The organism is Bradyrhizobium sp. AZCC 2230 (assembly GCF_036924495.1).
GTDB lineage: Bacteria > Pseudomonadota > Alphaproteobacteria > Rhizobiales > Xanthobacteraceae > Bradyrhizobium > Bradyrhizobium rifense.
This window is the reverse complement of record NZ_JAZHRS010000001.1, coordinates 5,382,793-5,407,121: the sequence shown is the minus strand read 5'-3', so window position 1 is coordinate 5,407,121 and position 24,329 is coordinate 5,382,793. Positions and strand designations below refer to the sequence as shown.

Annotated in this window: 22 protein-coding genes, 1 tRNA gene and 1 pseudogene; 5 read left to right on the top strand and 19 right to left on the bottom strand. The window is 63.8% G+C overall.

From position 1 onward, the window contains the following. Positions 1 to 35: 35 nt before the first annotated feature. Both V1280_RS25955 and V1280_RS25950 read right to left on the bottom strand, forming a co-directional pair. Positions 36 to 287 (bottom strand): GCG_CRPN prefix-to-repeats domain-containing protein, encoded by a 252-nt coding sequence (locus tag V1280_RS25955; protein ID WP_334530706.1) that lies wholly within the window; start codon positions 285 to 287, stop codon positions 36 to 38. A gap of 25 nt (positions 288 to 312) precedes the next feature. Beyond that, the gene (locus V1280_RS25950) at positions 313 to 555 is read right to left on the bottom strand and encodes a hypothetical protein (protein WP_148755338.1); all 243 of its coding nucleotides are present in this window, start codon (positions 553 to 555) and stop codon (positions 313 to 315) included. Positions 556 to 847: 292 nt separating this feature from the next. On the opposite strand from V1280_RS25950, the gene V1280_RS25945 reads away from it, so the two are divergent. Further along, positions 848 to 1,807, top strand: coding sequence for a helix-turn-helix transcriptional regulator (locus tag V1280_RS25945; protein WP_334530698.1), 960 nt, complete (start codon positions 848 to 850; stop codon positions 1,805 to 1,807). 123 nt (positions 1,808 to 1,930) lie between these two features. Here the strand turns inward: V1280_RS25945 and V1280_RS25940 are convergent, their stop codons facing one another. Then, positions 1,931 to 3,010, bottom strand: coding sequence for a hypothetical protein (locus tag V1280_RS25940; RefSeq protein WP_334530695.1), 1,080 nt, complete (start codon positions 3,008 to 3,010; stop codon positions 1,931 to 1,933). A 133-nt stretch (positions 3,011 to 3,143) separates the two neighbouring features. Then, positions 3,144 to 3,377, bottom strand: a complete 234-nt coding sequence (locus V1280_RS25935) for a hypothetical protein (protein ID WP_334530692.1) — start codon at positions 3,375 to 3,377, stop codon at positions 3,144 to 3,146. 81 nt (positions 3,378 to 3,458) lie between these two features. Between V1280_RS25935 and V1280_RS25930 the strand changes: the two genes are divergently transcribed. Next, positions 3,459 to 3,920, top strand: coding sequence for a DUF6314 family protein (locus V1280_RS25930; protein WP_334530690.1), 462 nt, complete (start codon positions 3,459 to 3,461; stop codon positions 3,918 to 3,920). A 21-nt stretch (positions 3,921 to 3,941) separates the two neighbouring features. Here V1280_RS25930 and V1280_RS25925 read toward each other — a convergent pair whose 3' ends face one another. After that, positions 3,942 to 4,244: a hypothetical protein gene (locus V1280_RS25925; protein WP_334530688.1), complete on the bottom strand. Its 303-nt coding sequence runs from the start codon at positions 4,242 to 4,244 to the stop codon at positions 3,942 to 3,944. 199 nt (positions 4,245 to 4,443) lie between these two features. Then, positions 4,444 to 4,528: transfer RNA gene (locus V1280_RS25920), tRNA-Leu, on the bottom strand. Positions 4,529 to 4,685: 157 nt separating this feature from the next. Between V1280_RS25920 and V1280_RS25915 the strand changes: the two genes are divergently transcribed. Further along, on the top strand, positions 4,686 to 5,225 hold the full coding sequence (locus V1280_RS25915) for a disulfide bond formation protein B (RefSeq protein ID WP_334530687.1): 540 nt from the start codon (positions 4,686 to 4,688) through the stop codon (positions 5,223 to 5,225). Here V1280_RS25915 and V1280_RS25910 read toward each other — a convergent pair. The 3 genes from V1280_RS25910 to V1280_RS25900 are packed head-to-tail and all read right to left on the bottom strand — an operon-like array spanning position 5,222 to position 8,767. After that, the gene (locus tag V1280_RS25910; RefSeq protein WP_334530685.1) at positions 5,222 to 5,953 is read right to left on the bottom strand and encodes an ABC transporter ATP-binding protein; all 732 of its coding nucleotides are present in this window, start codon (positions 5,951 to 5,953) and stop codon (positions 5,222 to 5,224) included. The two genes, V1280_RS25915 and V1280_RS25910, sit on opposite strands and share 4 nt — an antisense overlap. After that, entirely contained in the window at positions 5,950 to 7,719 is a 1,770-nt protein-coding gene (locus V1280_RS25905) for a branched-chain amino acid ABC transporter ATP-binding protein/permease (RefSeq protein WP_334530682.1), read from the bottom strand. Before V1280_RS25905 ends, V1280_RS25910 begins: the two co-directional genes overlap by 4 nt. Before the next feature lie 7 nt (positions 7,720 to 7,726). Beyond that, the gene (locus tag V1280_RS25900; protein WP_334530679.1) at positions 7,727 to 8,767 is read right to left on the bottom strand and encodes a branched-chain amino acid ABC transporter permease; all 1,041 of its coding nucleotides are present in this window, start codon (positions 8,765 to 8,767) and stop codon (positions 7,727 to 7,729) included. A gap of 177 nt (positions 8,768 to 8,944) precedes the next feature. On the opposite strand from V1280_RS25900, the gene V1280_RS25895 reads away from it, so the two are divergent. Continuing rightward, complete coding sequence (locus V1280_RS25895; RefSeq protein WP_334530676.1) at positions 8,945 to 9,478, top strand: MarR family winged helix-turn-helix transcriptional regulator; 534 nt, start codon at positions 8,945 to 8,947, stop codon at positions 9,476 to 9,478. Between the two features lie 175 nt (positions 9,479 to 9,653). Here V1280_RS25895 and V1280_RS25890 read toward each other — a convergent pair. The 10 genes and pseudogenes from V1280_RS25890 to V1280_RS25845 form a co-directional block, all read right to left on the bottom strand. Continuing rightward, positions 9,654 to 11,597 (bottom strand): annotated as a pseudogene (locus V1280_RS25890) (sensor domain-containing protein); the annotation flags it as partial. Positions 11,598 to 11,846: 249 nt separating this feature from the next. Further along, positions 11,847 to 13,130, bottom strand: coding sequence for a glycerate kinase type-2 family protein (locus V1280_RS25885; protein WP_334530673.1), 1,284 nt, complete (start codon positions 13,128 to 13,130; stop codon positions 11,847 to 11,849). Between the two features lie 206 nt (positions 13,131 to 13,336). Further along, positions 13,337 to 14,566: an ABC transporter substrate-binding protein gene (locus tag V1280_RS25880; protein WP_334530669.1), complete on the bottom strand. Its 1,230-nt coding sequence runs from the start codon at positions 14,564 to 14,566 to the stop codon at positions 13,337 to 13,339. 237 nt (positions 14,567 to 14,803) lie between these two features. Beyond that, positions 14,804 to 16,030: an ABC transporter substrate-binding protein gene (locus tag V1280_RS25875; protein ID WP_334530666.1), complete on the bottom strand. Its 1,227-nt coding sequence runs from the start codon at positions 16,028 to 16,030 to the stop codon at positions 14,804 to 14,806. A gap of 119 nt (positions 16,031 to 16,149) precedes the next feature. Continuing rightward, positions 16,150 to 17,379, bottom strand: a complete 1,230-nt coding sequence (locus tag V1280_RS25870; RefSeq protein ID WP_334530663.1) for an ABC transporter substrate-binding protein — start codon at positions 17,377 to 17,379, stop codon at positions 16,150 to 16,152. 29 nt (positions 17,380 to 17,408) lie between these two features. Next, positions 17,409 to 18,425, bottom strand: a complete 1,017-nt coding sequence (locus tag V1280_RS25865; protein ID WP_334530660.1) for a branched-chain amino acid ABC transporter permease — start codon at positions 18,423 to 18,425, stop codon at positions 17,409 to 17,411. Positions 18,426 to 18,427: 2 nt separating this feature from the next. Continuing rightward, positions 18,428 to 19,306: a branched-chain amino acid ABC transporter permease gene (locus tag V1280_RS25860; RefSeq protein WP_334530657.1), complete on the bottom strand. Its 879-nt coding sequence runs from the start codon at positions 19,304 to 19,306 to the stop codon at positions 18,428 to 18,430. 243 nt (positions 19,307 to 19,549) lie between these two features. Further along, positions 19,550 to 20,263 carry an ABC transporter ATP-binding protein gene (locus V1280_RS25855; protein WP_148773580.1) on the bottom strand — a complete coding sequence of 238 codons (714 nt, stop codon included), beginning with the start codon at positions 20,261 to 20,263 and terminating at the stop codon, positions 19,550 to 19,552. Beyond that, complete coding sequence (locus V1280_RS25850) at positions 20,260 to 21,057, bottom strand: ABC transporter ATP-binding protein (protein WP_334530651.1); 798 nt, start codon at positions 21,055 to 21,057, stop codon at positions 20,260 to 20,262. The genes V1280_RS25855 and V1280_RS25850 overlap by 4 nt, the downstream gene beginning before the upstream one ends. 66 nt (positions 21,058 to 21,123) lie before the next feature. Beyond that, positions 21,124 to 21,990 carry an IclR family transcriptional regulator gene (locus tag V1280_RS25845; RefSeq protein ID WP_148773582.1) on the bottom strand — a complete coding sequence of 289 codons (867 nt, stop codon included), beginning with the start codon at positions 21,988 to 21,990 and terminating at the stop codon, positions 21,124 to 21,126. A gap of 128 nt (positions 21,991 to 22,118) precedes the next feature. Here V1280_RS25845 and V1280_RS25840 point away from each other — a divergent pair, with 128 nt between their 5' ends. Further along, entirely contained in the window at positions 22,119 to 24,215 is a 2,097-nt protein-coding gene (locus V1280_RS25840; protein ID WP_334530646.1) for a 3-hydroxyacyl-CoA dehydrogenase NAD-binding domain-containing protein, read from the top strand. Positions 24,216 to 24,329: the final 114 nt, after the last annotated feature.

Genomic DNA, 24,329 nt, shown 5'->3' with positions numbered 1-24,329 from the left:
GGCTATTTGCAAAGCGTGGTGTGTGTGGCTGGGGCTTACCTGCCGTTGCCGCGGCAGGCGCCGCCGGGGCCGATATGGAAGCCGCGCGGGCAGGCATGCGCGGCGGGGTTGGCGAAATTTCGCAAGCAGCCGCCATAGGGCCCGCGGTGCCAGCCGGCGCCGCAGCCGCCGGCGACCGCAATGACATCGCCATTGCTCTGCGCGCCGAACGGCGCCAGCGGCATGGCCTGGGCAGAGCTGACGATGGCGCCGAGCGCGAGCGCCGCGGCAAACACGGTTCGTATCATGCTGTGTCCTCCTGGATTGCGTCGCTCAGTGGGTGGCTGCGAAAGCGATGCCGGCGCGCACTTCGGTGATCGCCTGGTCGATCAGCCCCAGCGCCCGTTCGCGATGGCCGCCCTTGTTGGGCTCGGCCTTGACGAGCTCGGCGCGGGCCGATTGCAGGATCGCCACCGCCTCGTCCATGTGCGGTTGTGCGCCGAGCGCGTAGCCGATGCAGAGGCTGGTTGCGATAGCGCCGCCAAGCACGAGGCTGCGGGGTAGAGAGGTTCGCATGTTGTCTCCTCCAGCGGGCGTCAGGCCGGGGCCGCCCGGTTGCCCGGACGCGATTCGCGTGTGGCGGGATGTCGCATCCGCTGCCTGAATAGGATGGGTGTGTGCGGGCCGTCTTGGACTGTCCGGCGCCCGAGGCGCTGCGGCTTGGACTGACCGGCGCAGCTTGAATCAGGTGGCCGTACTGGTAGCCTGTGACCGTCGGCCTTCAGCGCGGGCTCATCCCCGGCTTGCAAGGCTCAATCGTTTTCTGCGCGATTTTTTCCGAAAAAGCCTTTCCCGGAAGTCCTTGTCGATGTCCGTCATCAGGAAGTCGCTCTCGACCGAGATGCTGCCGCAGGATCTGTCCGACCGGCAGCGCTTCATCCGCTTCGCCGAGCTGTTCGAGCATTTTTCCAACACCGGCGAGCTCGACCCGGCCTCCGACGTGCCGTTTCGCGCCACGATGAACTCGATCCATATCGGTACCACCATGCTCGGCCGCTGCGACGGCAGCTTCGTCACGGTGCGGCGGGAAAAGCGCCAGGTGGTCGAGACCGGCGATGACCGCTTTTGCCTCGTGCGCAACACCGGCGATCGTTCCTCGCAGGTGGTTCATCGCGGCCGCGAATTCACCATGCGGGCGGGATCGATGGTGCTGCTCAAGCTCGACGAGCCGTTCTTCGCCGCCGATGGCGCGAGCCAGAAGCGTTTCACCAACGTGCATCTGCCGGTCGATTCACTGCGTACGATGGTCGCCGATGTCGACGACCTCGTCGGCTGCGAGCTCGAGCCCGGCGGCGCGCTGTCGCTGGTGATGGACTATAGCGACCTGTTGCTTCGTCATCCCGTGGCCGCCGACGAGGCCGGCATGGCGATCGCATCCCATTTGCTCGATCTCGCCGCGATCGGCCTGGGTGCCCGCAGCGACATCGCGGCCGCGGCACGGCGCCGGGGTCTGCGCGCGGTGCGGCTGAAAGCCGTGCTGTCGATCCTCGAGGTGCGCTTCCACGAGCCGGACTTTTCCGCGCAAAAGCTCGCCACGGCCGCCGGTCTTTCCGAGCGCTATGTCAACGAGCTCTTGTTCGAGGCGGGCGCGAGCTTCACCACCCGCCTGACCGAGCTGCGCCTGCGCAAGGCGGCCGATTTGCTCGCCCATCGCGAAGGCCGCATCAGCGACATCGCCTTCGCCTGCGGCTTCAACGATCTCTCTTACTTCAATCGCTGCTTTCGCCGCAGGTTCGGCCTGACGCCGACCGCGGCGCGGGGCAGGTGAGGGATCTCTTCCGCCGCGGTGAATGACCCCAGCTGGGTCGCGCCTCGCGCGACCGCGCGGCCAACCCATCCAATGAAATGTTCACCCGTAGCGATCGCCGTGCCAGTCGTAACTGGCGCAGACTCAGGTGGCACGGAGGAAGAATGTTGTTGGGCTTTTCCCGCCCTTGCCACTAGCCCACCGAAAATGTGGTGCCTGCGCCTGGTTGTCGGCGATCAGCATTTCGTCTGAATTGACGGGCTTGAGAACGAGATAAATGTGATCCGTTCCATGATGCGGCGTTGGTCCGCAAGTCGAGCCGACATCGCCGGCTTGCTGTCCTCCGACCGGAACTACGGTCCAGCCTCTTCCCTTCAGCTTGTTGCCGAGATCGAAGGCCAAGTACGTGTCGGCGATATTGATCTGCGCCTTCTGGAGCAGAACAGAAAGAGTGATGGCGCAACCATCCGATGGATAGATTTCGCCGTCAAAATTCAGCAAGCGCTGCGCCGCCGTGGCTTGCGCGGCGTTTAGGCTGCTGATGTCCGACCCCAGAGCAATCAGATTTGCGATCGCGTCCTTGTCTTGCGACGGTGCTGCCGCCTGAATGCCCGCATTGGCTTCGAGGGCAGCGGCCGGAGCCAAAGCGTTTGCCGCACGTGCCAACATTGCGGTGGGCCCGAAATTCCCTGCATAGCTGGGAGGGTGTTGCTGGAAGAAGCCGGTGTAGTACGCCTCCATGTCGCTGATCGATGTGTCGCCCAGAAATCGGGCCTGCTTTGAGAGCGTCGATGGTACGGAATAGTCGCCCTGCCCGAAAGCCTTCTTCCATTTTACCCCGTTTGGGGAGAATTGCACGGCTTGCAAGACGGCCGCCTGTCTCGCGATCGGTTGTGCGGCTACGTTCATACTGTATCGCGTCATTTGCTGGGAGTAGTTGTAATAAGCAAGCCATCTCCCGTAGTCGTTGATCTGATCCGCGGCACCCAGATTCAAGAAGGCACTCGTATCAAGGCCGAGCGACTCGACGAAATCGGGGCCGACTTGCGTAAGGCCGATATAGCTTCCGGTCACGCAGCGCGTGTCCCAGACCGACTCCGAGTGAATGATCGCCGCAATTGCCGCGGGATCGACTGCGAACTTCTGGGCGACATTGTTGAGCGCGGCAAGAATGTCGGCATTATTTCGTTCAGGGACGCTGGCACCCGCGACAAGCTGGTTCATGTGTGTTCTCGTGATGAAATGAACATTCAATGCGAAAATTCAACTTTAGAGTGAAGTTTTCGAAAAGACAATATGATGTCTCAGCTGGGAAGCTTGGCGAGGACGGGTGCTTTCCTTCGGAGACCTGACCGGCCTATGCGCCATTCCCGTCGACGCGCGGTGGCGGATATCGCCGCGCCAGCATCGCCAGCGGCAGGCGGCGCTCATCTGCCGGCAGCTCCAGCCAGGCCAGCACCAGCGGCCGCTTCCAGTCGCCGACGCCGAATTCCATGTCGACCCATTTCTGCGGCTCGGGCCCGTCGAGGCCGCGGACCCAGACGAAATAGCGGGGCAGGTCGTCGGTGTCCGTCGCGGGTCTCCTGGCCATCACTTGCTCACTGCCTCGACACGCATTGTCGACAGGATATAGGTAGCGGCGCGGCAAAGTCGAACTCAAGTCCAGAGGGACATGAACGGAACAGTGATCGATAGTTGGGGTGACGCCTCGGACGTCGTGACGAGGCTGGCCGGCGCCTGGTCGTTCGACCGGGTCATCGAGGGTCAAGCGAGCATGCAGGGCCTTGCGACCTTCGCGCCATTGGACGCGGAGTGCCTCGCCTATCGCGAGCAGGGACGCTTGACGCTCCAGAACGGCACCGAGCTTGAAACGGAGCGAGAGTACGTCTTCCGCAAGCGCGACCGGGGATTCGACGTCTTCTTCAAGGAGACTCCGCCACGGCTATTCCACGCGATCGAACTCGCTGCATCCGATGGCGGCGTCCTGAGCGGAAGCGCCGGCCATCTCTGCAATCTCGATCATTACCAGTCGACCTACACCTTCCGCGGAGATGGTGGCTTTGTCATTCGTCACATCGTGTCGGGTCCGCGCAAGGATTACGTGATGATCACGACCTACACGCGGATGCGGTGAGGCGCGCGGCGGACCGCGCCGTCACTGCCAAAGCTCGCAGGTCGCCACCCGGTTGATATCAGCCAGCCGCCGCTCGGCATCGCCGCGGAGGTCGAGGCTTGCCAGCAGCGTCAGCAGGCGCTGATAGGTACTCTCGGCGACTGCGACCGGCAGCGGTGCCTCGTCAAACGCCTCGACATAGCTGCCGACCAGATTGCTGAGGAGACGGCACAAGCCGCGCTGGGCGGGATCGTCCCGACCGAGCGTTTCGAGTTTATGCTGAAAGATCCGGAAGGTCCGCAAACCGTCGTGCTGTTCGGAAAGCCACGCGTGCAGGTCGTTCATATGAGCTCCTTCGAGGAAGAGGAAGAAGCTACCGGTTTATACAGGGAGGATGTGACGTTTGGGAGGGGCAGGGCGAGATGCTGCTATGCGGAGGCAGTCCGCCTTCGCCAAGGCTTCGGCGGGACAGCCTTCGCCCGCTTCGCTTTTGATGGATTTGTGCCTGGCTCGCCTAGCCGTAGCTCGCGAAGCGAGCGAAGGCTGGTGCCCCTGGCCGGAATCGAACCAGCACTCCTTGCGGAACTCGATTTTGAGTCGAGCGCGTCTACCAGTTCCGCCACAGGGGCCCTCGGTCGGTCCCGGGAAGGAGCCTCGCGAAGCCGGCGGACTATAGCCATGGAAAAAGCGGGGTCAACCCGCGCCAAAGTGATCCCTGGCGTTCTCGACAGGGGCCTGGGCGGGGGTTAGAGCCTTGAAGCCAAGCCTGATCCGAAAGAGGCCGCCGTGACGACCCAGAGTGCTGCAATACCCGCATTTCGACCGGCCGCGAGTAGCCCTGCGCTGACCGCCTCGCTGGCCGTCACCCTGATCGCGGCAGCGACGATCGCGGGGGCCTGGTTCTTCCAGCTCGTGCTGGAAATCCTGCCCTGTCCGCTCTGCCTCGAGCAGCGCTATGCCTATTATCTCGCGATCCCGCTTGGTGCGCTCACGGTTCTTGCGGCGCGGAGCGGCGCGCCGCGACCGCTGCTGCTGGCAGGGCTCGCGATCCTCGCGCTGGCGGCGCTCGCCAATGCCAGCCTCGGCACCTACCATTCGGGCGTCGAATGGGGGTTCTGGAAGGGGCCGACCGATTGCAGCGGGCCGGTGGTCAATCTCGGCAGCGCCGGCGATCTGCTGTCGCGGCTCGACACCGTCAAGGTGGTGCGCTGCGACGAGGTGCAGTGGCGCTTCCTCGGCCTGTCGCTGGCCGGCTACAATGTGCTGATCTCGCTGCTGATGGCTGTGATCGCCGCCTGGGGTTTTGTGCGGACGGCGAGCCGCTAGATTGCGCTCTCGCCTTCGTGCTGGAAGCCGAGATAGCTGGCCGCCACCGCCTCGTTCGCCGCGATATCGCTGGCCTTGCCGCTGAGCACGAACTCGCCGAGCTCCATCACATAGGCCTGGTCGGCGATCTTCAGCGCGGCCTGTGCGTTCTGCTCGACCAGCAGCACGGAGACGCCGCTGGCGCGCAGCTCGGTGATGATGCGGAAAATGTCGGCGACGATGATCGGTGCGAGGCCGAGGCTCGGCTCGTCCAGCATCAGGAGTTTCGGCGCGCCCATCAGCGCGCGGCCCATGGCGAGCATCTGCTGCTCGCCGCCGGACAGCGTTCCGGCGAGCTGCTTGCGCCGCTCCTTCAGCCGCGGAAACAGCGCATAGACCTGCTCCATCGAGGCCTTTGCCTTGCTTCTCTCGATACGGAAGGCGCCGAGCTCGAGATTGTCCTCGACATTCATGGTCACGAACAATTCGCGGTGCTCGGGCACGAGGCCGAGCCCCATCGCGACGCGGTCCTCGATGTCGAGCCGGGCGAGATCCTGCCCGGCAAAGGCGACACGGCCCTTCAATGGCAGGATGCCCATGATGGCCGACAGCAGCGTGGTCTTGCCGGCGCCGTTGGCGCCGACGATGGTGACGATCTGGTTCTCGCCGACGTCGAGCCCGACCGAGCGCACGGCCTCGACCTTGCCATAGGCGACATGCGCATCGGTGACGGACAACAGCGCGCTCATGCCGCCACTCCGAGATAGGCCTTGATCACTTCGGGATTGGTCTTGATCGTGGCAGGCGTGCCTTCCGCGATCTTGGTGCCGAAATCCAGCACCACGATGCGGTCGGCGAGATTCATCACGAAGCCCATGTCGTGCTCGACCAGCAGCACGCTCATGCCGCCGTCGCGCAGATCGCGCAGCAGTTTCGCAAGCTGCTGCTTTTCCATGTGGCGCAGGCCGGCCGCGGGCTCGTCGAGCAGCAGCAGCATCGGATCGACGCACAGCGCGCGGGCGATCTCGACGATACGCTGCTGTCCGAGCGACAGCGAGCCCGCGAGTTGATGCATCTGGTCGGCGAGGCCGACGCGCTCGATCTGGCGGGCGGCTTCCGCCAGCAGTTTTGCCTCATCGGCGCGGTCGAGACGCAGCATCGAGGCGAGCGGCCCGGAATGGCCGCGCAGATGTGCGCCGATCGCGACGTTCTCCAGCACGGTCATATCAGGCACGAGCTTGACGTGCTGGAAGGTCCTGCTGATGCCGAGCTTGACGATCTCCTGCGGCGGCGCGCGATCCACTTTCTTGCCGAGCACCGAGATCGAGCCAGATGTGGCCGACAGCACGCCGGTGATCAGGTTGAAGGTGGTGCTCTTGCCGGCGCCGTTGGGCCCGATCAGCGCGACGATCTCGCGGGCCTGGACGTCGAAGGAGACGTTGTTGACGGCGATCACGCCGCCGAATTGTTTGCGCGCCTTCTCGACCTGAAGCAGGACGCGGGATTGGCCGGCCGCGCGGGTACGCGACTCGAGCTTCAGCGAGGTGTCCGGCTTCTTGCCACCCGTGCGCTCGGGCAGGAACGACATCAGCCAGGGCCAGACGCCGCCGGGCGCAAGTTGCAGCAGCGCCACCAGCATGATGCCGAACACGATGGTCTCGACCTGGCCGGAGCCGGGCAGGAGCAGCGGCAGATAGCTTTGCAGCACCTCTTTCAGGATCACGACGATGGCCGCGCCCAACACGCCGCCCCAGACATAGCCGGCGCCGCCGACCACCGCGATGAAGAGATATTCGATGCCGGCCTGCGCGCCGAACGGCGTCGGGTTCACCGCGCGCTGGAGATGGGCGTAGAGCCAGCCGGAGAGGCCGGCGAGCACGGCGGCGTGGATGAATACCAGGAGCTTGGCGCGCGGCGTGTGCACGCCGAACGCTTCGGCCGCGACATGGCCGCGCCGCAGCGCGCGGATGGCGCGGCCGGTGCGGGAATCCAGCAGGTTCATCGTGAGCAGGGCCGAGAGGATCACGGCGACCCAGATCGCGTAATAGATCGATCCGGGTGAGAGCATCTTGAACGAGCCGATCGACAACGGCGGGATCGCCGAGATGCCGTCATTGCGACCCAAAAATTCCAGCTTGCTGAAAAGATAAAACAGCCCGAGTCCCCAGGCCAGCGTGCCGAGCGGCAGATAGTGGCCGGAGAGGCGGACCGTGACGAGACCGAGCAGCACCGCGAGCAATCCGCTGACCAGCAGCGACAGCGGCAGGGTCAACCAGGGCGACAGGCCGTAAGCCGTCGTCAGCACCGCCGTGGTGTAAGCGCCAAAGCCGACGAAGGCCGCCTGTCCGAACGAGGTCAGGCCACCGACACCGGTGAGCAGCACCAGGCCCATCGCGACCAGGGCGGTGAGGCCGATATTGTCGAGCAGCACGATCCAGAACGGCGGCATGCCTGGGACGAACGGGATCGCCGCCATCACGAGCGCGAAGATGAGAATGGGAAGCCGGCTCTGCATCTCAGCCTCAGTCCTTCTCTTCTTCGACGGCGGGTGCTGCGAGTGAGCGCAGCAGCAGCACGGGGATCAGGAGCATGAATACGATCACCTCCTTGTAGTTGGAGGCATAGAAGGACGAGAACGCTTCGACGATGCCGACGAAGAGGGCTGCGACCGCCGTGAGGGGATAGCTGACGAGGCCGCCGATGATTGCGGCGACAAAGCCCTTCAGGCCGATCAGGAAGCCCGAGTCGTAATAGAGCGTGGTGATCGGTACGATCATGATGCCCGAGATCGCGCCGATGACGGAGGCCAGCAGGAAGGCGATCTGGCCCGACAGCGTGGTGCGGATGCCGGCAAGGCGCGCGCCGAGCCGGTTGACGGCGGTGGCGCGCAGCGCCTTGCCGTAGAGCGTCAGCCCGAAGAACAGCCACAGACCGACGATGAAGGCGATGGTGATGCCATAGACCGTGAGGCTCTGGCCGGTGAAGCGCAGCGAGCCCGCGGTGAAGGCGCCGGAGAGCACCGCCGGACCGCGCTGGCCCTCGGCGCCGAAGAACAGCAGGCCCAGCCCCTGGAGCGCCAGATGGACGCCGACCGAGGCAATCAGCAGCACCAGCACCGAGGTGTGCGCCAGCGGCTGGAACGCAATCCGATACAGAAACAGGCCGATCATCGCGACGATCAGCAGCGACAGCGCGATGCAGACCGCGACCGGCGGCTTCTGGCCGGCGAAATAGAGTGTCACTGCCAGCACGATGGCCGGCAGCACGATGTTGGTGAGGACGCTGCGGACGATCAGCCGGCCATGCAGCGCCTTGCGGGCCACGAACAGGTCGAACGCGAAGGCGACGATGCCCATGGCCAGCGCAAGCTTGGCCGTGCCCGGCATCTGGCCCGAGGCCAGCGAGGCATAGGTCAGCGCGCCATAGGTGACGAATTCGCCCTGGGGGATCAGAATGACGCGGGTGACGGCGAACACCAGCACCAGCGCCAAGCCGAGCAGCGCATAGATCGCGCCATTGGTAATGCCGTCCTGCAGCAGGAACAGCATGATGGTGGTGTTCAAGACCGGACGCTCCCCCTCAACGATCCGGACCGGTCTCCGCGGTTGCGGTGGATGGTCCGTTCACAGCCATTGAAATACGCTGACGATATTTGATATAGTCCATAACAATTATCAAATATAATCTCAAGGGCGGCAAACGACCCGACCCGAATTTAGCGGGATTGCGAGCATGAGGCGATGACCGTTTCCAAAACCGCTGAAAAGTCAGCTGAAAAAGCCGCGGACGCGACCAAGAGCCGCAAGGATGCGCCCGAGGGGCAAAGCCAAGGTCTTGCCGAAGCCCTCCAGCTCGGCGAGCTCTCTGAGCAGCTCGGCTACGTATTGAAGCGGGCACAGCTCAAGGTGTTCGAGAACTTCCTGCGCTGCATGGCCTCGCTCCAGCTGACGCCGGCGCAGTTCTCGGTGCTGCTGCTGGTGGAGAAGAACCCGGGCCGTAACCAGACCGAGATCGCCTCCACCCTCGGCATCCTCAGGCCGAACTTCGTCGCCCTGCTCGACAATCTCGAGAGCCGCGACCTCTGCGCCCGGATCCGCTCCACCAACGACCGCCGATCGCACATCCTGGTTTTGACCGACAAGGGCAAGGCCGTGCTGACGCGCGCCAAGAAGCTCGTCGCCACCAAGCACGAGTCACGGTTGAACGAGCTGCTGGGGCAGGCCAACCGCGAAGCCCTGCTCGAGATGCTGTCGAAGATCGCCAACGAGTTTTGAGGGGAGCGCTCCCGTAGGAGATCAGGCGGCGGCGAACCGGTCGCGCAGCGCGGGTGCCTCGAGGGAGAGGAAGCGGCGCTCGATTTCGGCCGCGGGCAAAGGACGGCTGAACAGGTAGCCCTGCAATTTCCGTGCACCCCTCCGCGGCGATCCGCTCGAGTTGCTCGCGCGTTTCGACGCCCTCGGCTGTCGCCGTCATTCCCATCCCGCTCGCGAGTGCGGCAATCGCCCGCACGATGTTGAGCGATCCGGCATCGGTCGCGACGTCGCGCACGAAGGAACGGTCGATCTTGATCTTGTCGAACGGGAAACACTGCAGATAGGTCAGCGACGAATAGCCGGTGCCGAAATCGTCCAAGGCGATCCGGACCCCGAGCTCACGCAGCCGGTGCAGGATGGCGAGCGTCCCCTCCTTGTCCTGCAAGAGGACGCTCTCCGTAATCTCGATTTCGAGCCGGCTTGCGTCCAGCCCGGCGGATGCGAGGGCGCCGACAATGACCTCGGCGAGGCCGGCGTAGCGGAACTGCGCAGCAGAGATGTTGACGGCGACATGGAGGTGTTTCGGCCATTGGCTCGCGGTCCGGCAGGCCTGCCGAATGACCCATTCGCCGATCGGTACGATGAGGCCGATTTCCTCCGCGAGCGGAATGAAGCTGCCCGGCGCGATCAGCCCGTGCTTCGGATGCTGCCAGCGGATCAGGGCCTCGAAGCCGCTGATCTCGCCGCTCTCTGTCCTGACCAGCGGCTGGTAGTGAAGCTCGAATTCGCCGCCAGCGAGTGCCTTGCGCAGGTCGAGCTCCAATGCGCGGCGGCTTTGCACCTCTTCGTCCATGGCAGGTTCGAACAGGCGGTACGTGCCCCTGCCGTCGCTCTTGGCCCGGTAGAGCGCAAGGTCCGCATTGCGCAGCAATTGCTCCGGCGTTGTGCCGTCGGCCGGTGCCATCGCGATGCCGACGCTTGCCCCTGCGATGGTCTGCTGTTCGTCGATTTCGAACGGCGCGGCCATCTGCTCGATGATGCGCTGCGCAAGTGCGCCCGCTTCGCTCCGGTCACCGATCGGGATTTGCAGGACGACGAATTCGTCACCGCCCATGCGGGCGATCGTGTCGCTCGGACGGACGAGGCGGCCCAGACGCTCGCTGACGCCCCTCAGAAGGGCATCGCCGGCGTGATGTCCCAACGTGTCGTTCACCGATTTAAACTTGTCGAGATCGATATGATGCACGGCGAACGTCTGGTTTGACGCGAATGCCTGCGCGAGCCGCTGGTTGAGCAAGGTGCGATTGGCAAGGTCGGTCAGCGCATCGTGATGCGCCATATGCGCGATCTTCAGCTCGGCCCGGCGTTGCTCGGTGATGTCTTCGTGGGTCGCCACCCAGCCAAGATCCGGCATCGGTCGATGGCGGACCTTGAAGGTGCGTCCGTTACGCATCTCCATGATGCTGTCGACGGGCTCGGCCGAGACGACGACGCCGGTTCGCCACTTCATGAATTCGTCCCGCGTCATCGCGGGCACGCTGCCGGCTTCGAAGCGCATGTCGACGATTTCCGACAGCGGCATGCCGGGACGGACGCGCTCGGGCGGCAGCCCGTACATGTCGATGAAGTCCCTGTTGCACACGATCAGCCGGTGATCGGCATCGAAGAAGCACAGCCCGTGCGACATGTTGTTGATCGCGATATCGAACTGCAAGTTGCGCTGTTGCAGCCGCGCGCTGAGCTCCTCGCGCTCGCTGATGTCCTCATGGGTCGCCATGCCGCCGCCATTCGGCAGAGGGTGGACGGTATAGGCGATGATCCGCCCGTCCGCGAATTCCTGGACGGTTCGTTCGCTCATGACCGAGCCCTCCGTTCGGGCGCGGATATAGGCATCGGCCTCGCCGCGGATCTTCAGCCCCAGCGTGAGCCGATGCTTGATCAGATCACTGACCGGCGTGCCCGGTTGCACCTGCTCCGGCGAAAGGCGGAACAAGTCCATGTAGCGCTGGTTGCAGTAGACGACCTCACGCCTCTGGTTGAAAAGGATGATGCCGAGCCAAAGGTTGTTGACGGCCTGCTCGAGCAGCCCGCCAAGGACGAGCTGGTCGATCTCGCCGACCTGCCTGTCATGATCGTCCATGAGTCCTTGCCCTCCCTCAAGCGCGGCAGCATTAGAGCAGAATCCGGTGAATCATCGCCATGATCTGCCTCATGCGCAGGCAGCTTCCCGAAATTGCAACGAATTTCACGTTAAGAAATCTGGCGCTATCCGGGCCGGACCGCGCTTGCGTACACTTTTCGTTAAGCATACGGGGTCGGGGGCCCCAGGTTCGACAGGCGAGGAGGGTTTTGCGGCCCGGTCCCAACGCCCCGCGGAGCGGTGGTTGTCTCAGTCGACCAAAATCACGCGAATATCGTTCACGTTGGTCAGCGTCGGTCCCGGCTGCAGAAGATCGCCCGTTGCCTCGAAGAACGTCGTCGCGTCGTTGTTGTCCAGATAGGCCTGCGGCTGAAGCGCCAGCGCCTTCATCTTCGCAAAGGTCGCCGCGTCGATCAGCGCGCCGGCGGGATCGGTGGGGTGGCCGGCGCCGCCATCGGCGCCGTCGGTGTCGCCGGCGAGTGCCGCGATGTCCGGCGTGTCCTTCAACAACGAGGCTAGCGCCAGCGCGTATTCCTGGTTGGGGCCGCCGCGGCCATTGCCGCGCACGGTCACCGTGAGCTCGCCGCCGGAGAGGATCGCGACGCGCTTGCCTTGCGCGCGGGCTGCGAGAGCGAGTTTTGCGTGATCGGCGGCAACCTCGCGGGCCTCGCCTTCGAGATCGGCGCCGAGATCGATGGTCTCGTAGCCGGCGTCCTTGGCAAGCTTCACGGCGGCGTCGAGCGACTGCTTCGGGCGCGCGATCAATTCGAAATGCGCGCGCGCAAAGGCGGCGTCGCCCGGCTTGGCGCTTTCGTTGGCGGGATCGTCGAGCGCGCGGCGCACGGCATCGTCGATGGCGAGCTTGTATTTCGCGACGATCGCGCGTGCGTCCGCAAGCGTGGTCGGATCGGGCACGGTCGGGCCCGAAGCGATCGCGGACGGATCGTCGTGCGGCACGTCGGAGATCGCGAGCGTCACGATCTCGGCGGCGTTCTGGCCGGCGCGCGCCAGTCGTCCGCCCTTGATGCGCGAGAGATGTTTTCGCACGATGTTCATCTCGCCGATCGGTGCGCCCGAGCGTAAGAGCGCCTTGTTGACGGCCTGCTTCTGCGCGAAGCTGATGCCGTCGACGGGTGCGATCCAGTTCGCTGAGCCGCCGCCGGTGAGCAGCACCAGCAGCAGATCGTCAGGCCCGGCCGCGCCCGCGAGCGCGAGCGTGTCGGCGGCGCCCTTGAGGCCAGCCTCGTCAGGCACGGGATGGCCGGCCTCGACCACGCGGATGCGGCGCGTCGGCACGCCGTACCCGTGGCGCGTGGTGGCGATGCCGACGAGGCGCTCCGGTGCGAGCTTGAGCGTGTCGAGATAATGCCGTTCCGCAGCCGCTGCCATCGCGGCCGCGCCCTTGCCGGCGGCGAGGCAGATCACGCGGCCTTTGGGTACGGGCCGCAGATGCGGCGCCAGGATCGTGTTCGGATGGGCGGCGGCAACGGCGGCGTCGTAGAGCGCGCGGAGCAGGGGGCGTCGGTCGGTCATGACGATGGCCTTCGGCAAACTCGTGAGCAGACTAAGGCGACGGAGACGATGTCGCCATTGCTCTGCCTACCGCATCAGACGCCAAAGCGTAAGCAGACTTTACCATCATTCGATTGTGCAATCGCGTGATCATAATCGGCCTATGGCAAGAAAGCCCCCTGCGATCATCTCGCAGGGGGCTTGTTGTCCCCGCACAGGAATATGGGCTAGCCGCCGACGTCGGCGCTGATCACGTCGCCGAACAACTCAAACTTCTCGCCCTTGAACTTCTCAAGCTGAAGCTGGCTGATCGGCGCGAAATCGGTTGGCGAGGTGTTGATCTTCACGCCCGGCAGCAGCGCCTCGGTGCGGAAGTCCTTCAGGTTCGCCGCCTGCTTCATGATGTTCTCGCGCGTGAGATCATCACCGCACTGCTTCAGAACCTGGACCAGCGTCTGCGCCACGGCATAGCCGACGATGGTGCCCTTATCGAGCTTGTCGCCGTCGGGGAAGTATTTGCCCATGAACGCCAGGAATTCTTTCATGCCGGCATCATTGGCCCATGCGGGATCCGACACGTCCTTCAGATAATCCGCGGAGATGACATCCTGACCGTTTTCGAAGCCGGCCGGCTTCATCACGCTGCCGACGGAGGCCGAGACGTTGTTGAGGAAGTGCAGCGGTTTCCAGCCGACCTCGGCGACCTTCTTGATCGCCTGGGCTGCGAATTTCGGCGTCGTGATGTTCATGAAAACGTCGGCGCCGGTCGATTTCAGCTTCACGATATGGTTGTCGATGGTCGGTTCGGAGGTCTCGTAGCTCTCTTCCGCAACGATCATCGAGGACGCCTTGGCGCCGAGACCGTCCTTCAGGCCCTTGACGTAGTCCTTGCCGTAATCGTCGTTCTGAAAGAGCACGGCGATCTTGGCGTCGGGCTTGTTCTTCAGCAGCCACTTCGCATAGATCTGTGTCTCGCTCTGGTAGTTGGGCTGCCAGCCCATGGTCCAGGGGAAGTTCTGCGGATCGTTCCACTTGGTGGCGCCGGTCGCGACGAACAGCTGCGGCACCTTCTTCGAGTTCATGTATTTGTGGATCGCCGAGTTCGGCGGCGTGCCGAGCGAATTGAAGATGAACAGCACTTCGTCGCTCTCGACCAGCTTGCGCGCCTGCTCGACCGTCTTCGGCGGCGAGTAGGCGTCGTCATAGCTGATGTAGTTGATCTTGCGGCCGTTGATGCCGCCTTCCTCGTTGATCTTCTTGAAATAGGCGGCCTCTGTTCGCCCGATGATGCCGTAGGCGGAGGCCGGACCGCTGTAGGGCATGATGTTGCCGATCTTGATCTCGGTGTCGGTCGCGCCGGTATCGTATTTCTTCTGGGCCGATGCGGTGGAGGTCGCGGCTGCAATGAGCGCGAGCGCCAGTGACGCGGCCGCAAGCTTGCCGGTGACAGCGGGCATTCCAATCTCCCTATTTTCTTGGTGTGTGCGCTCCTTTTTTTGCCCTGATTGTTTTTGGCGACGCGGCTGCAATTCAATACGATTTACCTGATGGCTTCAACAGAAAGCCCCTGCGATGGCGTCGCAGGGGCTGCTCCTTTAGTAGTCAGGGCCGCCGCAGATTGTCATGTGCGACTGCGAGAAGGTGCGACCGCCTGAAATTGCTTTCATGTCTCGCAGCTATTTTGAGTTGATTGCCTAATGACCGAGGTCACTTGAGATGATTTCGCCGAACAATTCCCAGGTCTTGCCCTTGAACCGCATCATCTGGAGCTGCTCGATCGGTGCGAAATTGTCGGGCGCGGTGTTGATCTTGATGCCGGGCAGCAGCGTGTCCGGCGCGAAGTCCTTCAGGGACGCTGCCTGCTTCATGATGTTGTCGCGGGTGAGGTTGTCGCCGCACATCTGCAGCACCTTCACCATGGTCTGGGCTGCGGCATAGCCGAACACCACGCCGGCATCGAGCTTGTTGGCCTTCGGATCGAACTGCGCGAGGAAATTATAGAACCTCTTCATGCCCTCATCGGCGTTCCATTGCGGGTCGGAGCCGTCCTTGGTGTAGCTCGCCGACAAAATGCCCTGCGAGATCTCGAAGCCCGCCGGCTCGATCACGCCGCCGACGGAGGCCGAGACATTGGAGATGATGTGCATCGGGTGCCAGTTGATCTCGGCCGCCTTCTTGATCGCCTGCGCCGCGAATTTCGGCGTGGTGATGCTGATGAAGATTTCGGCGCCCGCGGCCTTCAGCTTCACGACGTGCTCGTCGATTGCGGGCTCAGAGGTGTCGTAAGGCTCCTCCATCACGATCATCGAGGCCTTGTCGCCGAGCCCGTCCTTCAGCCCCCTCAGATAGTCCTTGCCGAAATCGTCGTTCTGGTAGAGCACGCCGATCTTGCCATCCGGCTTTTCCTTCAAAATGTACTTGGCGTAGATCCTGGCTTCGCTGGCGTAGCTGGGCTGCCAGCCCATCGTCCACGGGAAGTTCTTCGGATCGTTCCACTTCGAGGCGCCGCTCGCCACGAACAATTGCGGCACCTTCTTCTCGTTCATGTATTTGCGGATGGCGCCGTTGGTGGAGGTGCCGAGCGAGCCGAAGATCAAGAGCACATTGTCGCTCTCGACCAGCTTGCGCGCGTGTTCCACCGTCTTCGGCGGCGAATAGGCATCGTCATACGAGATGAACTTGATCTTGCGGCCGTTGACGCCGCCCTCGGCATTGACCTTGTTGAAATAGGCTTCCTCGGCCTTGCCGATCACGGCGTAGGCCGAGGCCGGGCCGCTATAGGGCATGATGTTGCCGATCCTGATTTCAGTATCGGAAGCGCCGTTGTCGTAGGACCTCTGTGCCAGCACGGGATTGCTCATCGCAGTGCACAACGCGAATGCGGCCGAAAGCACCGCAACCTGAAATCGAACGACAGCCATTTTTCTCCTGCCTCAACTGGATCGGCGTCGCATTGAACAAGATTGATGCACGACGTCAACAAAAAGCCCCCGCGATTGCGCGCGGGGGCTTTTCGACCTTGGACTCTGGCGTCAGCGCGTCACTCGGGGGCGACGTCGCCGTTCAGGATGTCGCCGAACTGTTCCCACTTCTCGCCCTTGAACCGCTGCATCTGCAGCTGGCTGATCGGGGCGAAGTCGTTCGGTCCGGTGTTGATCTTGACGCCGGGCAGCAGCGTGTCCGGCGTAAAGTCCTTCAGGCTCGCGGCCTGCTTCATCAGGTTGGCGCGGGTGAGATCGTCGCCGCACTGCTCCAGCGCCTTGGCCAGCGTCTGCGCGGCACCGTAGCCGTAGACGACGCTGGAATCGGTCTTGTCGGCGCCGGGCATGTACTTGTCGAGGAATTCCACCCACTTCTTCATGGCGGCATCGTCAGCCCAGCGCGGATCCGCGCCGTCCTTGGCATAGGCCGCAGACAGCACGCCTTGGGAAGCCTCGAAGCCCGCCGGCTTCATCACGCTGCCGACCGAAGCCGACACGTTGGTGATGATCTGCAGCGGCTTCCAGCCGAGCTCGGCGGTCTTCTTGATGGTTTGGGCGCCGAACTTCGGCGTCGTGTAGATCAGCAGCACGTCGGGATTGGCGGCCTTGATCTTGACGATGTGACCGTCGATCGACGGCTCGGAGACCTCGTAGCTCTCTTCCAGGATGATCGCGGACGACGCCTTGGCGCCAAAGCCGTCCTTGGTGCCCTTGAGGTAGTCTTTGCCGAAATCGTCGTTCTGATAGAGGATCGCGACCTTGGCGTCTGGCTTCTCCTTGAGCAGCCACTTCGCGTAGATCTGCGCTTCGCTCTGGTAGGAGGGCTGCCAGCCCATGGTCCAGGGGAAGTTCTTCGGGTCGTTCCACTTGGTCGCGCCGGTGGCGACGAACAGCTGCGGGATCTTCTTGGCGTTGAGATATTTCTGGATCGCGCTGTTCGAGGGCGTGCCGAGCGGGTTGAACACGGCGAGCACCTCGTCGCTCTCGACGAGCTTGCGGACCTGCTCGACGGCCTTGGGCGGCGAATAGCCATCGTCATAGGTGACGTAGACGATCTTGCGGCCGTTGATGCCGCCCTTGTCGTTGATCATCTTGAAGTAGGCTTCTTCGGTCTTGCCGATGACGCCATAGGCCGACGCCGGGCCGCTGTACGGCATGATGTTGCCGATCTTGATCTCGGTATCGGAGGCGCCGGTGTCGTATGTCTTCTGAGCGAGTGCTGCGCCGGAGGTGAGGGTCGCGACCGCCGTTACGAGTGCGGTGGTTCGCAGTGTTCTTCCGAAAAACAAATTTGGTCTCCTTCTTTAATTGAACGGTTTCAGTTTTTTCTGAGCTTACCGGCGAGTTGCTGGCCCAGGATCGCGACTTGCCTTGCGCCATGCGGCACCAGGTAGATGACGAGGAACAGGAGCACGCCGAACACGGCGCCGGAGAGGCCCTTGGAGATGCCCTCCGCGATGTTCGGCACGAAGATGATGAAGGCGGCGCCGACGATCGAGCCGGGCAGCCAGCCGACGCCGCCGACGACCATGCCGAGGAACAGCTGGATCGCGAGCGTGATGGTGAAGCTGTCGGGCGCGACGAATTGCACCGCGATGGCGCTCAGGCCGCCGGCGACGCCGGTGATGGCCGCGGAGACGCCGAAGGCCAGCGTCTTGTACAGCGCGACGTTGACGCCCATGGCGGAGGCCGCGATCTCGTTGTCGCGGATCGCCATGAAGGCGCGGCCCGAGCGCGAGCGCAGCAGGTTGACCGAGAAGATATAGATCGCGAGCACGACCACGAGCGTGAAGTAATACAGCCACATGTCCTGCGACATCGGCAGGCCGAACGGCGCGTCGGGCTTGGTGACGACGAGGCCCTGCACGCCGCCGGTCCACTTCTCGAGGAAGTTCAGCTTGAGCAGCTGCGGCATCGCGGTGGCGAGCGCGAAGGTCGCAAGCGCGAGGTAGACGCCGGAGAGCCGCAGCGCCGGCTGGCCGAACAGGAAGCCCGCGCCGAAGCAGACCACGGCCGCGACCGGCAGGCAGAGGAAGTACGGGATGTTGAACTGCTCCATCATGACCGCGGTGACGTAGGCGCCGATGCCGTAGAACGCGCTCTGGCCGAGCGAGAACTGGCCGCTTCCGCCGGTCAGGATGTTCAGCGCCAGCACGGCGAGGCCCAGATACAGGAGCTGGGTCAGCTGGAAGATCACGAAGTTCTTGGCGAACACCGGAACGGCGATGAGAAGCAACAGCACCACCACCGAGGTGCCCGTGCCCAGCGTCATGGCCCGCTTCGGAACCGCCTCGACGGCCGGGGCTTCCGTGACGACGTCTTCTACAGCGCTCATGATCAAACTCGCTTGACGATGTGCCGGCCGAACAGACCAGCGGGTTTGACGACCAGGACGGAGATGATCAGCGCGAGCGCGATCGGAAGTTTCAGCTCGTTACCGACGCCGGGGATGTAGGTGCCGGCGAGGTTCTCGAAGATGCCGACCAGGAAGCCGCCGACCACCGCGCCGAACGGGCTGGTCAGTCCGCCGAGCACGGCCGCGGCGAAGCCGTAGATCAGCACGCCGCCCATCATGTTGGGCTCGAGGAATACGACCGGGGCAATCAGCATGCCGGCGATGGCGCCGATGGCGGACGCCATGCCCCAGCCCAGCGCAATCATCCAGGAGGTGTTGATGCCGACCAGGCGTGCCGATTCAGGCACCGATGCGGCCGCCCGCATCGCGAGGCCGATCCGCGTGTACTGGAAGAAGAAGTAGAGCCCGATCAGCAGCAGCACGGTGACGCCGATCATGCCGGCCTGGTGGGTCGAGATCAGCTGGCTGCCGAGGAACGGCGAGGAGCCGAACGGGGTCGGATATTGCTTGATGGTGAAGTCCCAGATCAGCCCGGCCGAGGAGTTGATGATGGCGTAGAGCGCGATGAAGCCGGCGACGTTGGTCAGGACCGGTGCCTTGGCCAGCGGCTTGAACAGGATCCGCTCGATCGCGATGCCGCCGACGAAGGAGAGCGCCAGCGCAATGATGAATGCGCCCCAATAGGGAATGCCCCATTGCATCAATTGCCAGGAGATGAAGGTCGAGAACATCGCCATCTCGCCCTGCGCGAAGTTGAGATGGTCGATCGCCTGGTAGATCATGACCACCGCGAGCGCCATGCAGGCGTAGATGGCGCCCGTGGCAATCCCGGCCAGCACCTGGTTGGTGAAAAGCTCCATCGTGCCGGCTCCTAGAGTATGACGGCTTCGGGTTGAACTGCGGCGGCGTCGGCGGTCCACCTCTCCCTTTGGGAGAGGTCGCGCCGTAGGCGCGGGTGAGGGGTTAGGGTCTCACGGCGGAGCTGCGGCCCCTCACCCGGATTGCACTGGACGATGCTTCGCATCGCCAGGCGCAATCCGACCTCTCCCCGCTGGGGAGAGGTGGAGCGAGCGCGTGGATACATCGTTGCCATCATCCGCTCCTCAGTAACCAAGATAGGATTTGCGGATTTCTTCGTTGTTCGCGATGTCCTTGGCATTGCCCGACATCACGATACGGCCGGTCTCGATCACATATGCCTGGTCGGCGAGCTCGAGTGCGAGCTGGGCGTTCTGCTCGACCACCAGGATCGACACCTTGTCCTCGCGGTTGATCTTGCCGAGGATGCCGAACAGGTCGCGCACCACCAGCGGCGCGAGGCCGAAGGACGGCTCGTCGAGCAGCATCAATCGCGGCCGCAGCATCAGCGCGCGCGCAACCGCGAGCATCTGCTGCTCGCCGCCGGAGAGCGTGCCGGCCTGCTGGGTGTGGCGCTGCTTCAGAACCGGGAAATGCGCATACATGCGCTCGATGTCGGAGACGATGCCGGCATTGTCCTTGCGGGTAATGGCGCCGAGCTGGAGGTTCTCCTCCACCGTCATGGTGGTGAAGGTGCCGCGGCCCTGCGGCACATGGGCGATGCCGAAGCGCACGATGCTCTCGGTCGATTTGTTGTTCAGCGGCTTGCCGTCGAACTCGATGCCGCCGGTGGAGCGCACCATGTTGCAGATCGCGCGCAGCGTCGTGGTCTTGCCGGCGCCGTTGGCACCTAACAGCGTCGTCAGCGAGCCTTCGCTGAGCGAGAAGGACAGGCCATGGAGCGCCTGGACCTGGCCGTAATAGGCGCGCAGGTCCTTGACGTTGAGCAGCGTCGTCATTGGTCCTTGCTCCCGAGATAGGCCTTGATGACGTCGGGATCCGCCTGCACCTGGGCGGGCGTGCCTTCCGCGAGCTTCTTGCCGAAATTCAGCGCGACGACGTGGTCGGCGATCGACATCACGAGGCCCATGTGGTGCTCGACCAGCAGCACCGTCATGTGGCGCTCATCCCGGATTTTGCGGATGAGGTCGCCGAGGACGTAGACCTCTTCGTGATTGAGACCACCTGCGGGTTCGTCGAGCAGCAGGATCTTCGGGTCCGCCGCCAGCGCCCGCGCCAGTTCGACGCGCTTCTGTGTGCCGAAGGGCAGGCCGGAGACGATGGTATGGGCGACGTCCTCGAGGTCGAGATAGGCGAGGATTTCGTGCACCTTCTTGTTCACGCCGGTTTCGCTGCGACGAATCCAGGCCAGCCGCAGCGAGTCGCTGATGATGTCGCTGGAAGTGCGGGCATGCGTGCCGACGCGGACATTGTCCATGACCGACAAATTCGGAAACAGCGCCACGTTCTGGAAGGTGCGGCCGATGCCGATCTCGGCGATCCGGTGCGGCGGCCGCGTCAGGATGCTCGCGCCTTCCATCAGGATGTCGCCGGACGACGGCTGGTAGAGGCGGGAGAGGCAGTTGAAGAGCGTGGTCTTGCCGGCGCCGTTGGGGCCGATCAATCCGAGGATCTGGCCCTTGTGCATGTCGAAGGACACACCATTGAGCGCGACGATGCCGCCGAACACGACGCTGACGTCGCGAACGGCGAGCAGGGGCGATGTCCCCTGCGCGAGCTGTGCCTGCGTCATGTCGTCTCGCCCACGGACGTCAGTGGGCAATGGTGCGATGCGAACCGCTCCCGATGATGACTAAGGCTATCTGAATCCCTCGGCCACACGCGCAACTTTTCCTCCTGATTTCAGCTTTTTGCTGACTTCTTTTTTGGATTGCGGCATCAGACCCCCAAGTGCCGCTTCGATGTTCCTTACCATCGCCAGCAGTCGCGGTCCAATGTCGTTGATCAAACGCTCTTCCGTGAAGCGGAATGCGGGTGCACCGCAATTGAATGCGTAGGGACCGGTTCCGTCGTTGAGCTTGAGCGCGACGCCGGCGGCGCCGATGTCGTCGTGCCAGTCGCCGACGGACAGCGCGAAACCGTATTTCGCGACCGTCTCGCCCGAACGTTCCAGTCCGTCGCGCATCTTGGGCCAGCGGCTGCCGTAATGTTCGCGCAGGATGCGCGTCACTTCAGCGCGATCCTCGTCGCCCAGCGCCCAGAAATACGCGCGACCCATCGCGCTGGTTGCAATCGGCACGCGGGAGCCGACGTCGAGTTGAACGCCGACCGTCTCGCTGCCACGGCTTTGCCCGAAATAGATCATGCTGTGGCGGTCGCGGCCGCCGATTGCGACGGCGCCGCCGGTCGCGCGCATCATTTCCTCGCGAAACGGCTCGGACAAATGCCGAACGCCGAGATTGGCCAGCGCCGCGTATCCGAGCGCCATCGCGGCCGGCGCCAGCTGGTACTTCTCGAAACGGGGAACCGGCGTCAGATAGCCGAGCTTCGTCAGCGTGTAGGTCAGCCGCGAAACCGTCGGCTTCGGCAGGTTGGTGCGGGAGGCAATCTCCTGATTGCCGAGAAGTCCGTCGCTGGGTTGGAATGCTCGCAATACGTCAAGCCCGCGGGAAAGCGCGACGACGAAATTCCGATCGGTCGCGGTCTTCTTTCCTGTACGCTTCATCCCTGATCTGCTCTTGCGCGGAGTCGTTGACAAGCCACGTGCTTCAAAATAACCCTGCCGTCAAGATGCGGAATTAAATTCCGCACCGCGAAATCGAACAAAAGTAAATCCCACCAAGGAGGGAAACCGTGAGCGAAGTGGTCAAGCTTGAGCGTCATGACGAAGTCGGGATCGTCACGGTCAATAGCCCTCCGGTCAATGCGCTGAGTGCCGCAGTCCGCGGCGGTATCCTGGAGTGCATCAAGGCCGCCATCGCCGATCCCGCGATCAAGGGCATCGTTCTGACCTGCGCCGGCCGCACCTTCATTGCCGGCGCCGACATCACCGAATTCGGCAAGCCGCCGAAGTCGCCGGGCCTCAATGAGGTGCTCGCCGAGATCGAGAACTCGCCGAAGCCGGTCGTGGCCGCGATCCACGGCACCGCGCTCGGCGGCGGCCTCGAGGTCACGCTGGCCTGTCATTTCCGCGTGGCTGTCAAAGAGGCAAAGCTCGGCCTGCCCGAGGTGAAGCTCGGCCTTTTGCCCGGCGCCGGTGGCACCCAGCGGCTGCCGCGTGCGGTCGGGCCGGAGCTTGCGGTCAAGATGATCGTCGGCGGTGATCCGATTTCCGCTGCCGAAGCGCTCAAGAACGGCCTGATCGAGGAGATCGTGGAAGGTCCCGCCTCCGGCGGCGAAGCCTTCGTCCGCAAATTGCTGGCCGAGAAGCGCCCGCTGCGTCGCCTCCGCGACGACGATTCCAAGATCGCGGCCGCCAAGGCCGATCGTTCGATCTTCACCAATGCCGTTGCCGCCATGACCAAGAAGTCGCGCGGCCTGGAAGCGCCGTTCGCGGCGGCCGATGCCGTGGGTGCAGCGATCGACCTGCCGTTCGATGAAGGTCTGAAGAAGGAGCGCGAGGGCTTCCTCAAGCTCGTCGCCAGCGACCAGTCCAAGGCGCAGCGCTACGCCTTCTTCGCCGAGCGCGAAGCCGCCAAGATCGCGGGCGTGCCGGAAGGCACCAAGTCGCGCCCCGTTAACCGTGTTGCCATTCTCGGCGCCGGCACCATGGGTGGCGGCATCGCGATGTCGTTTGCCAATGCCGGCGTTCCCGTCACCCTGATCGAGACCGGCGAGGAGCAGCTCAAGCGTGGCCTCGGCATCATGCAGAAGAACTGGGAGGCGACCGCCGCGCGCGGCGGCATCCCGGCGGATGCGCCGGCCAAGCGCATGGCGCTGATCAACGGCGTGGTCGGCATCGAGAACGTCGGCGACGCCGATCTCGTCATCGAAGCCGTGTTCGAGACCATGGCGGTGAAGCAGGAAGTGTTCGGCAAGCTCGACCAGTACGTCAAGCCGGGCGCCGTGCTCGCCTCCAACACCTCGTACCTGAACATCGACGAGATCGCGAAGGCGACCAAGCGTCCGCAGGACGTGCTCGGCATGCACTTCTTTTCGCCGGCCAATGTCATGAAGCTGTGCGAGATCGTGCGCGCCGACAAGACCGCGCCGGATGCGCTGGTGACTGCGGTGAATATCGCCCGCAAGATCGCAAAGGTGCCGGCCGTGGTCGGCGTCTGCGACGGCTTCGTCGGCAACCGCATGCTGGCCCAGCGCGGCAAGCAGTCTGAAAAGCTTTTGTTCGAAGGCGCGCTGCCGCAGCAGGTGGACGCTGTGGTGACGAAGTTCGGCATGCCGATGGGTCCGTTCGCGATGGGCGATCTCGCCGGCCTCGACATCGGCTGGCGCTCGCGCAAGGACCGCGGCATCAAGTCGGAGATTGCGGACGCGCTCTGCGAGGCCGGCCGCTTCGGCCAGAAGACCGGCAAGGGCTACTACAAGTATGAAGCCGGCTCCCGTTCGGCGCTGCCGGATCCGGAGGTCGAGAAGCTGATCGACGAGACGCTGCTGCGTCTCGGCCGCAAGAAGCGAATCGTCAGCGACGACGAGATCCTCGAGCGCATGATGTACCCGATGATCAACGAGGGCGCGAAGATCCTCGAAGAGGGCATCGCGGCGCGCCCGTCCGACATCGACGTGGTCTGGCTCTACGGCTATGGCTGGCCGATCTATCGCGGTGGCCCGATGTTCTGGGCCGACACCGTCGGTCTCAAGCACATCGCCGACCGTCTCGCCTTCTACGCCAAGGAGACCAACGACCCGAGCCTCGAGCCCGCGCCGCTGCTGAAGAAGCTCGCGGCCGAAGGTAAGACGTTCGCCTCGCTCGCTGCGGCGTCGAAGGCGGCTTGATGGCCGCTGGCGCGTCTATGGGTGTCATTCCGGGATGGCCTGAAGGGCCAGGCCCGGAATCCATTTCACCTTTGAACGTGCCGCCCGATGGATTCCGGGCTCGCGACTTCGTCG

Coding starts and splice junctions, on each gene's coding strand:
- V1280_RS25955 (WP_334530706.1), bottom strand. CDS start 287: ATGATACGAACCGTGTTTGCCGCGGCGCTCGCGCTCGGCGCCATCGTC.
- V1280_RS25950 (WP_148755338.1), bottom strand. CDS start 555: ATGCGAACCTCTCTACCCCGCAGCCTCGTGCTTGGCGGCGCTATCGCA.
- V1280_RS25945 (WP_334530698.1), top strand. CDS start 848: ATGTCCGTCATCAGGAAGTCGCTCTCGACCGAGATGCTGCCGCAGGAT.
- V1280_RS25940 (WP_334530695.1), bottom strand. CDS start 3,010: ATGAACCAGCTTGTCGCGGGTGCCAGCGTCCCTGAACGAAATAATGCC.
- V1280_RS25935 (WP_334530692.1), bottom strand. CDS start 3,377: ATGGCCAGGAGACCCGCGACGGACACCGACGACCTGCCCCGCTATTTC.
- V1280_RS25930 (WP_334530690.1), top strand. CDS start 3,459: ATGAACGGAACAGTGATCGATAGTTGGGGTGACGCCTCGGACGTCGTG.
- V1280_RS25925 (WP_334530688.1), bottom strand. CDS start 4,244: ATGAACGACCTGCACGCGTGGCTTTCCGAACAGCACGACGGTTTGCGG.
- V1280_RS25910 (WP_334530685.1), bottom strand. CDS start 5,953: ATGAGCGCGCTGTTGTCCGTCACCGATGCGCATGTCGCCTATGGCAAG.
- V1280_RS25905 (WP_334530682.1), bottom strand. CDS start 7,719: ATGCAGAGCCGGCTTCCCATTCTCATCTTCGCGCTCGTGATGGCGGCG.
- V1280_RS25895 (WP_334530676.1), top strand. CDS start 8,945: ATGACCGTTTCCAAAACCGCTGAAAAGTCAGCTGAAAAAGCCGCGGAC.
- V1280_RS25885 (WP_334530673.1), bottom strand. CDS start 13,130: ATGACCGACCGACGCCCCCTGCTCCGCGCGCTCTACGACGCCGCCGTT.
- V1280_RS25880 (WP_334530669.1), bottom strand. CDS start 14,566: ATGCCCGCTGTCACCGGCAAGCTTGCGGCCGCGTCACTGGCGCTCGCG.
- V1280_RS25875 (WP_334530666.1), bottom strand. CDS start 16,030: ATGGCTGTCGTTCGATTTCAGGTTGCGGTGCTTTCGGCCGCATTCGCG.
- V1280_RS25865 (WP_334530660.1), bottom strand. CDS start 18,425: ATGAGCGCTGTAGAAGACGTCGTCACGGAAGCCCCGGCCGTCGAGGCG.
- V1280_RS25860 (WP_334530657.1), bottom strand. CDS start 19,306: ATGGAGCTTTTCACCAACCAGGTGCTGGCCGGGATTGCCACGGGCGCC.
- V1280_RS25855 (WP_148773580.1), bottom strand. CDS start 20,263: ATGACGACGCTGCTCAACGTCAAGGACCTGCGCGCCTATTACGGCCAG.
- V1280_RS25850 (WP_334530651.1), bottom strand. CDS start 21,057: ATGACGCAGGCACAGCTCGCGCAGGGGACATCGCCCCTGCTCGCCGTT.
- V1280_RS25845 (WP_148773582.1), bottom strand. CDS start 21,990: ATGAAGCGTACAGGAAAGAAGACCGCGACCGATCGGAATTTCGTCGTC.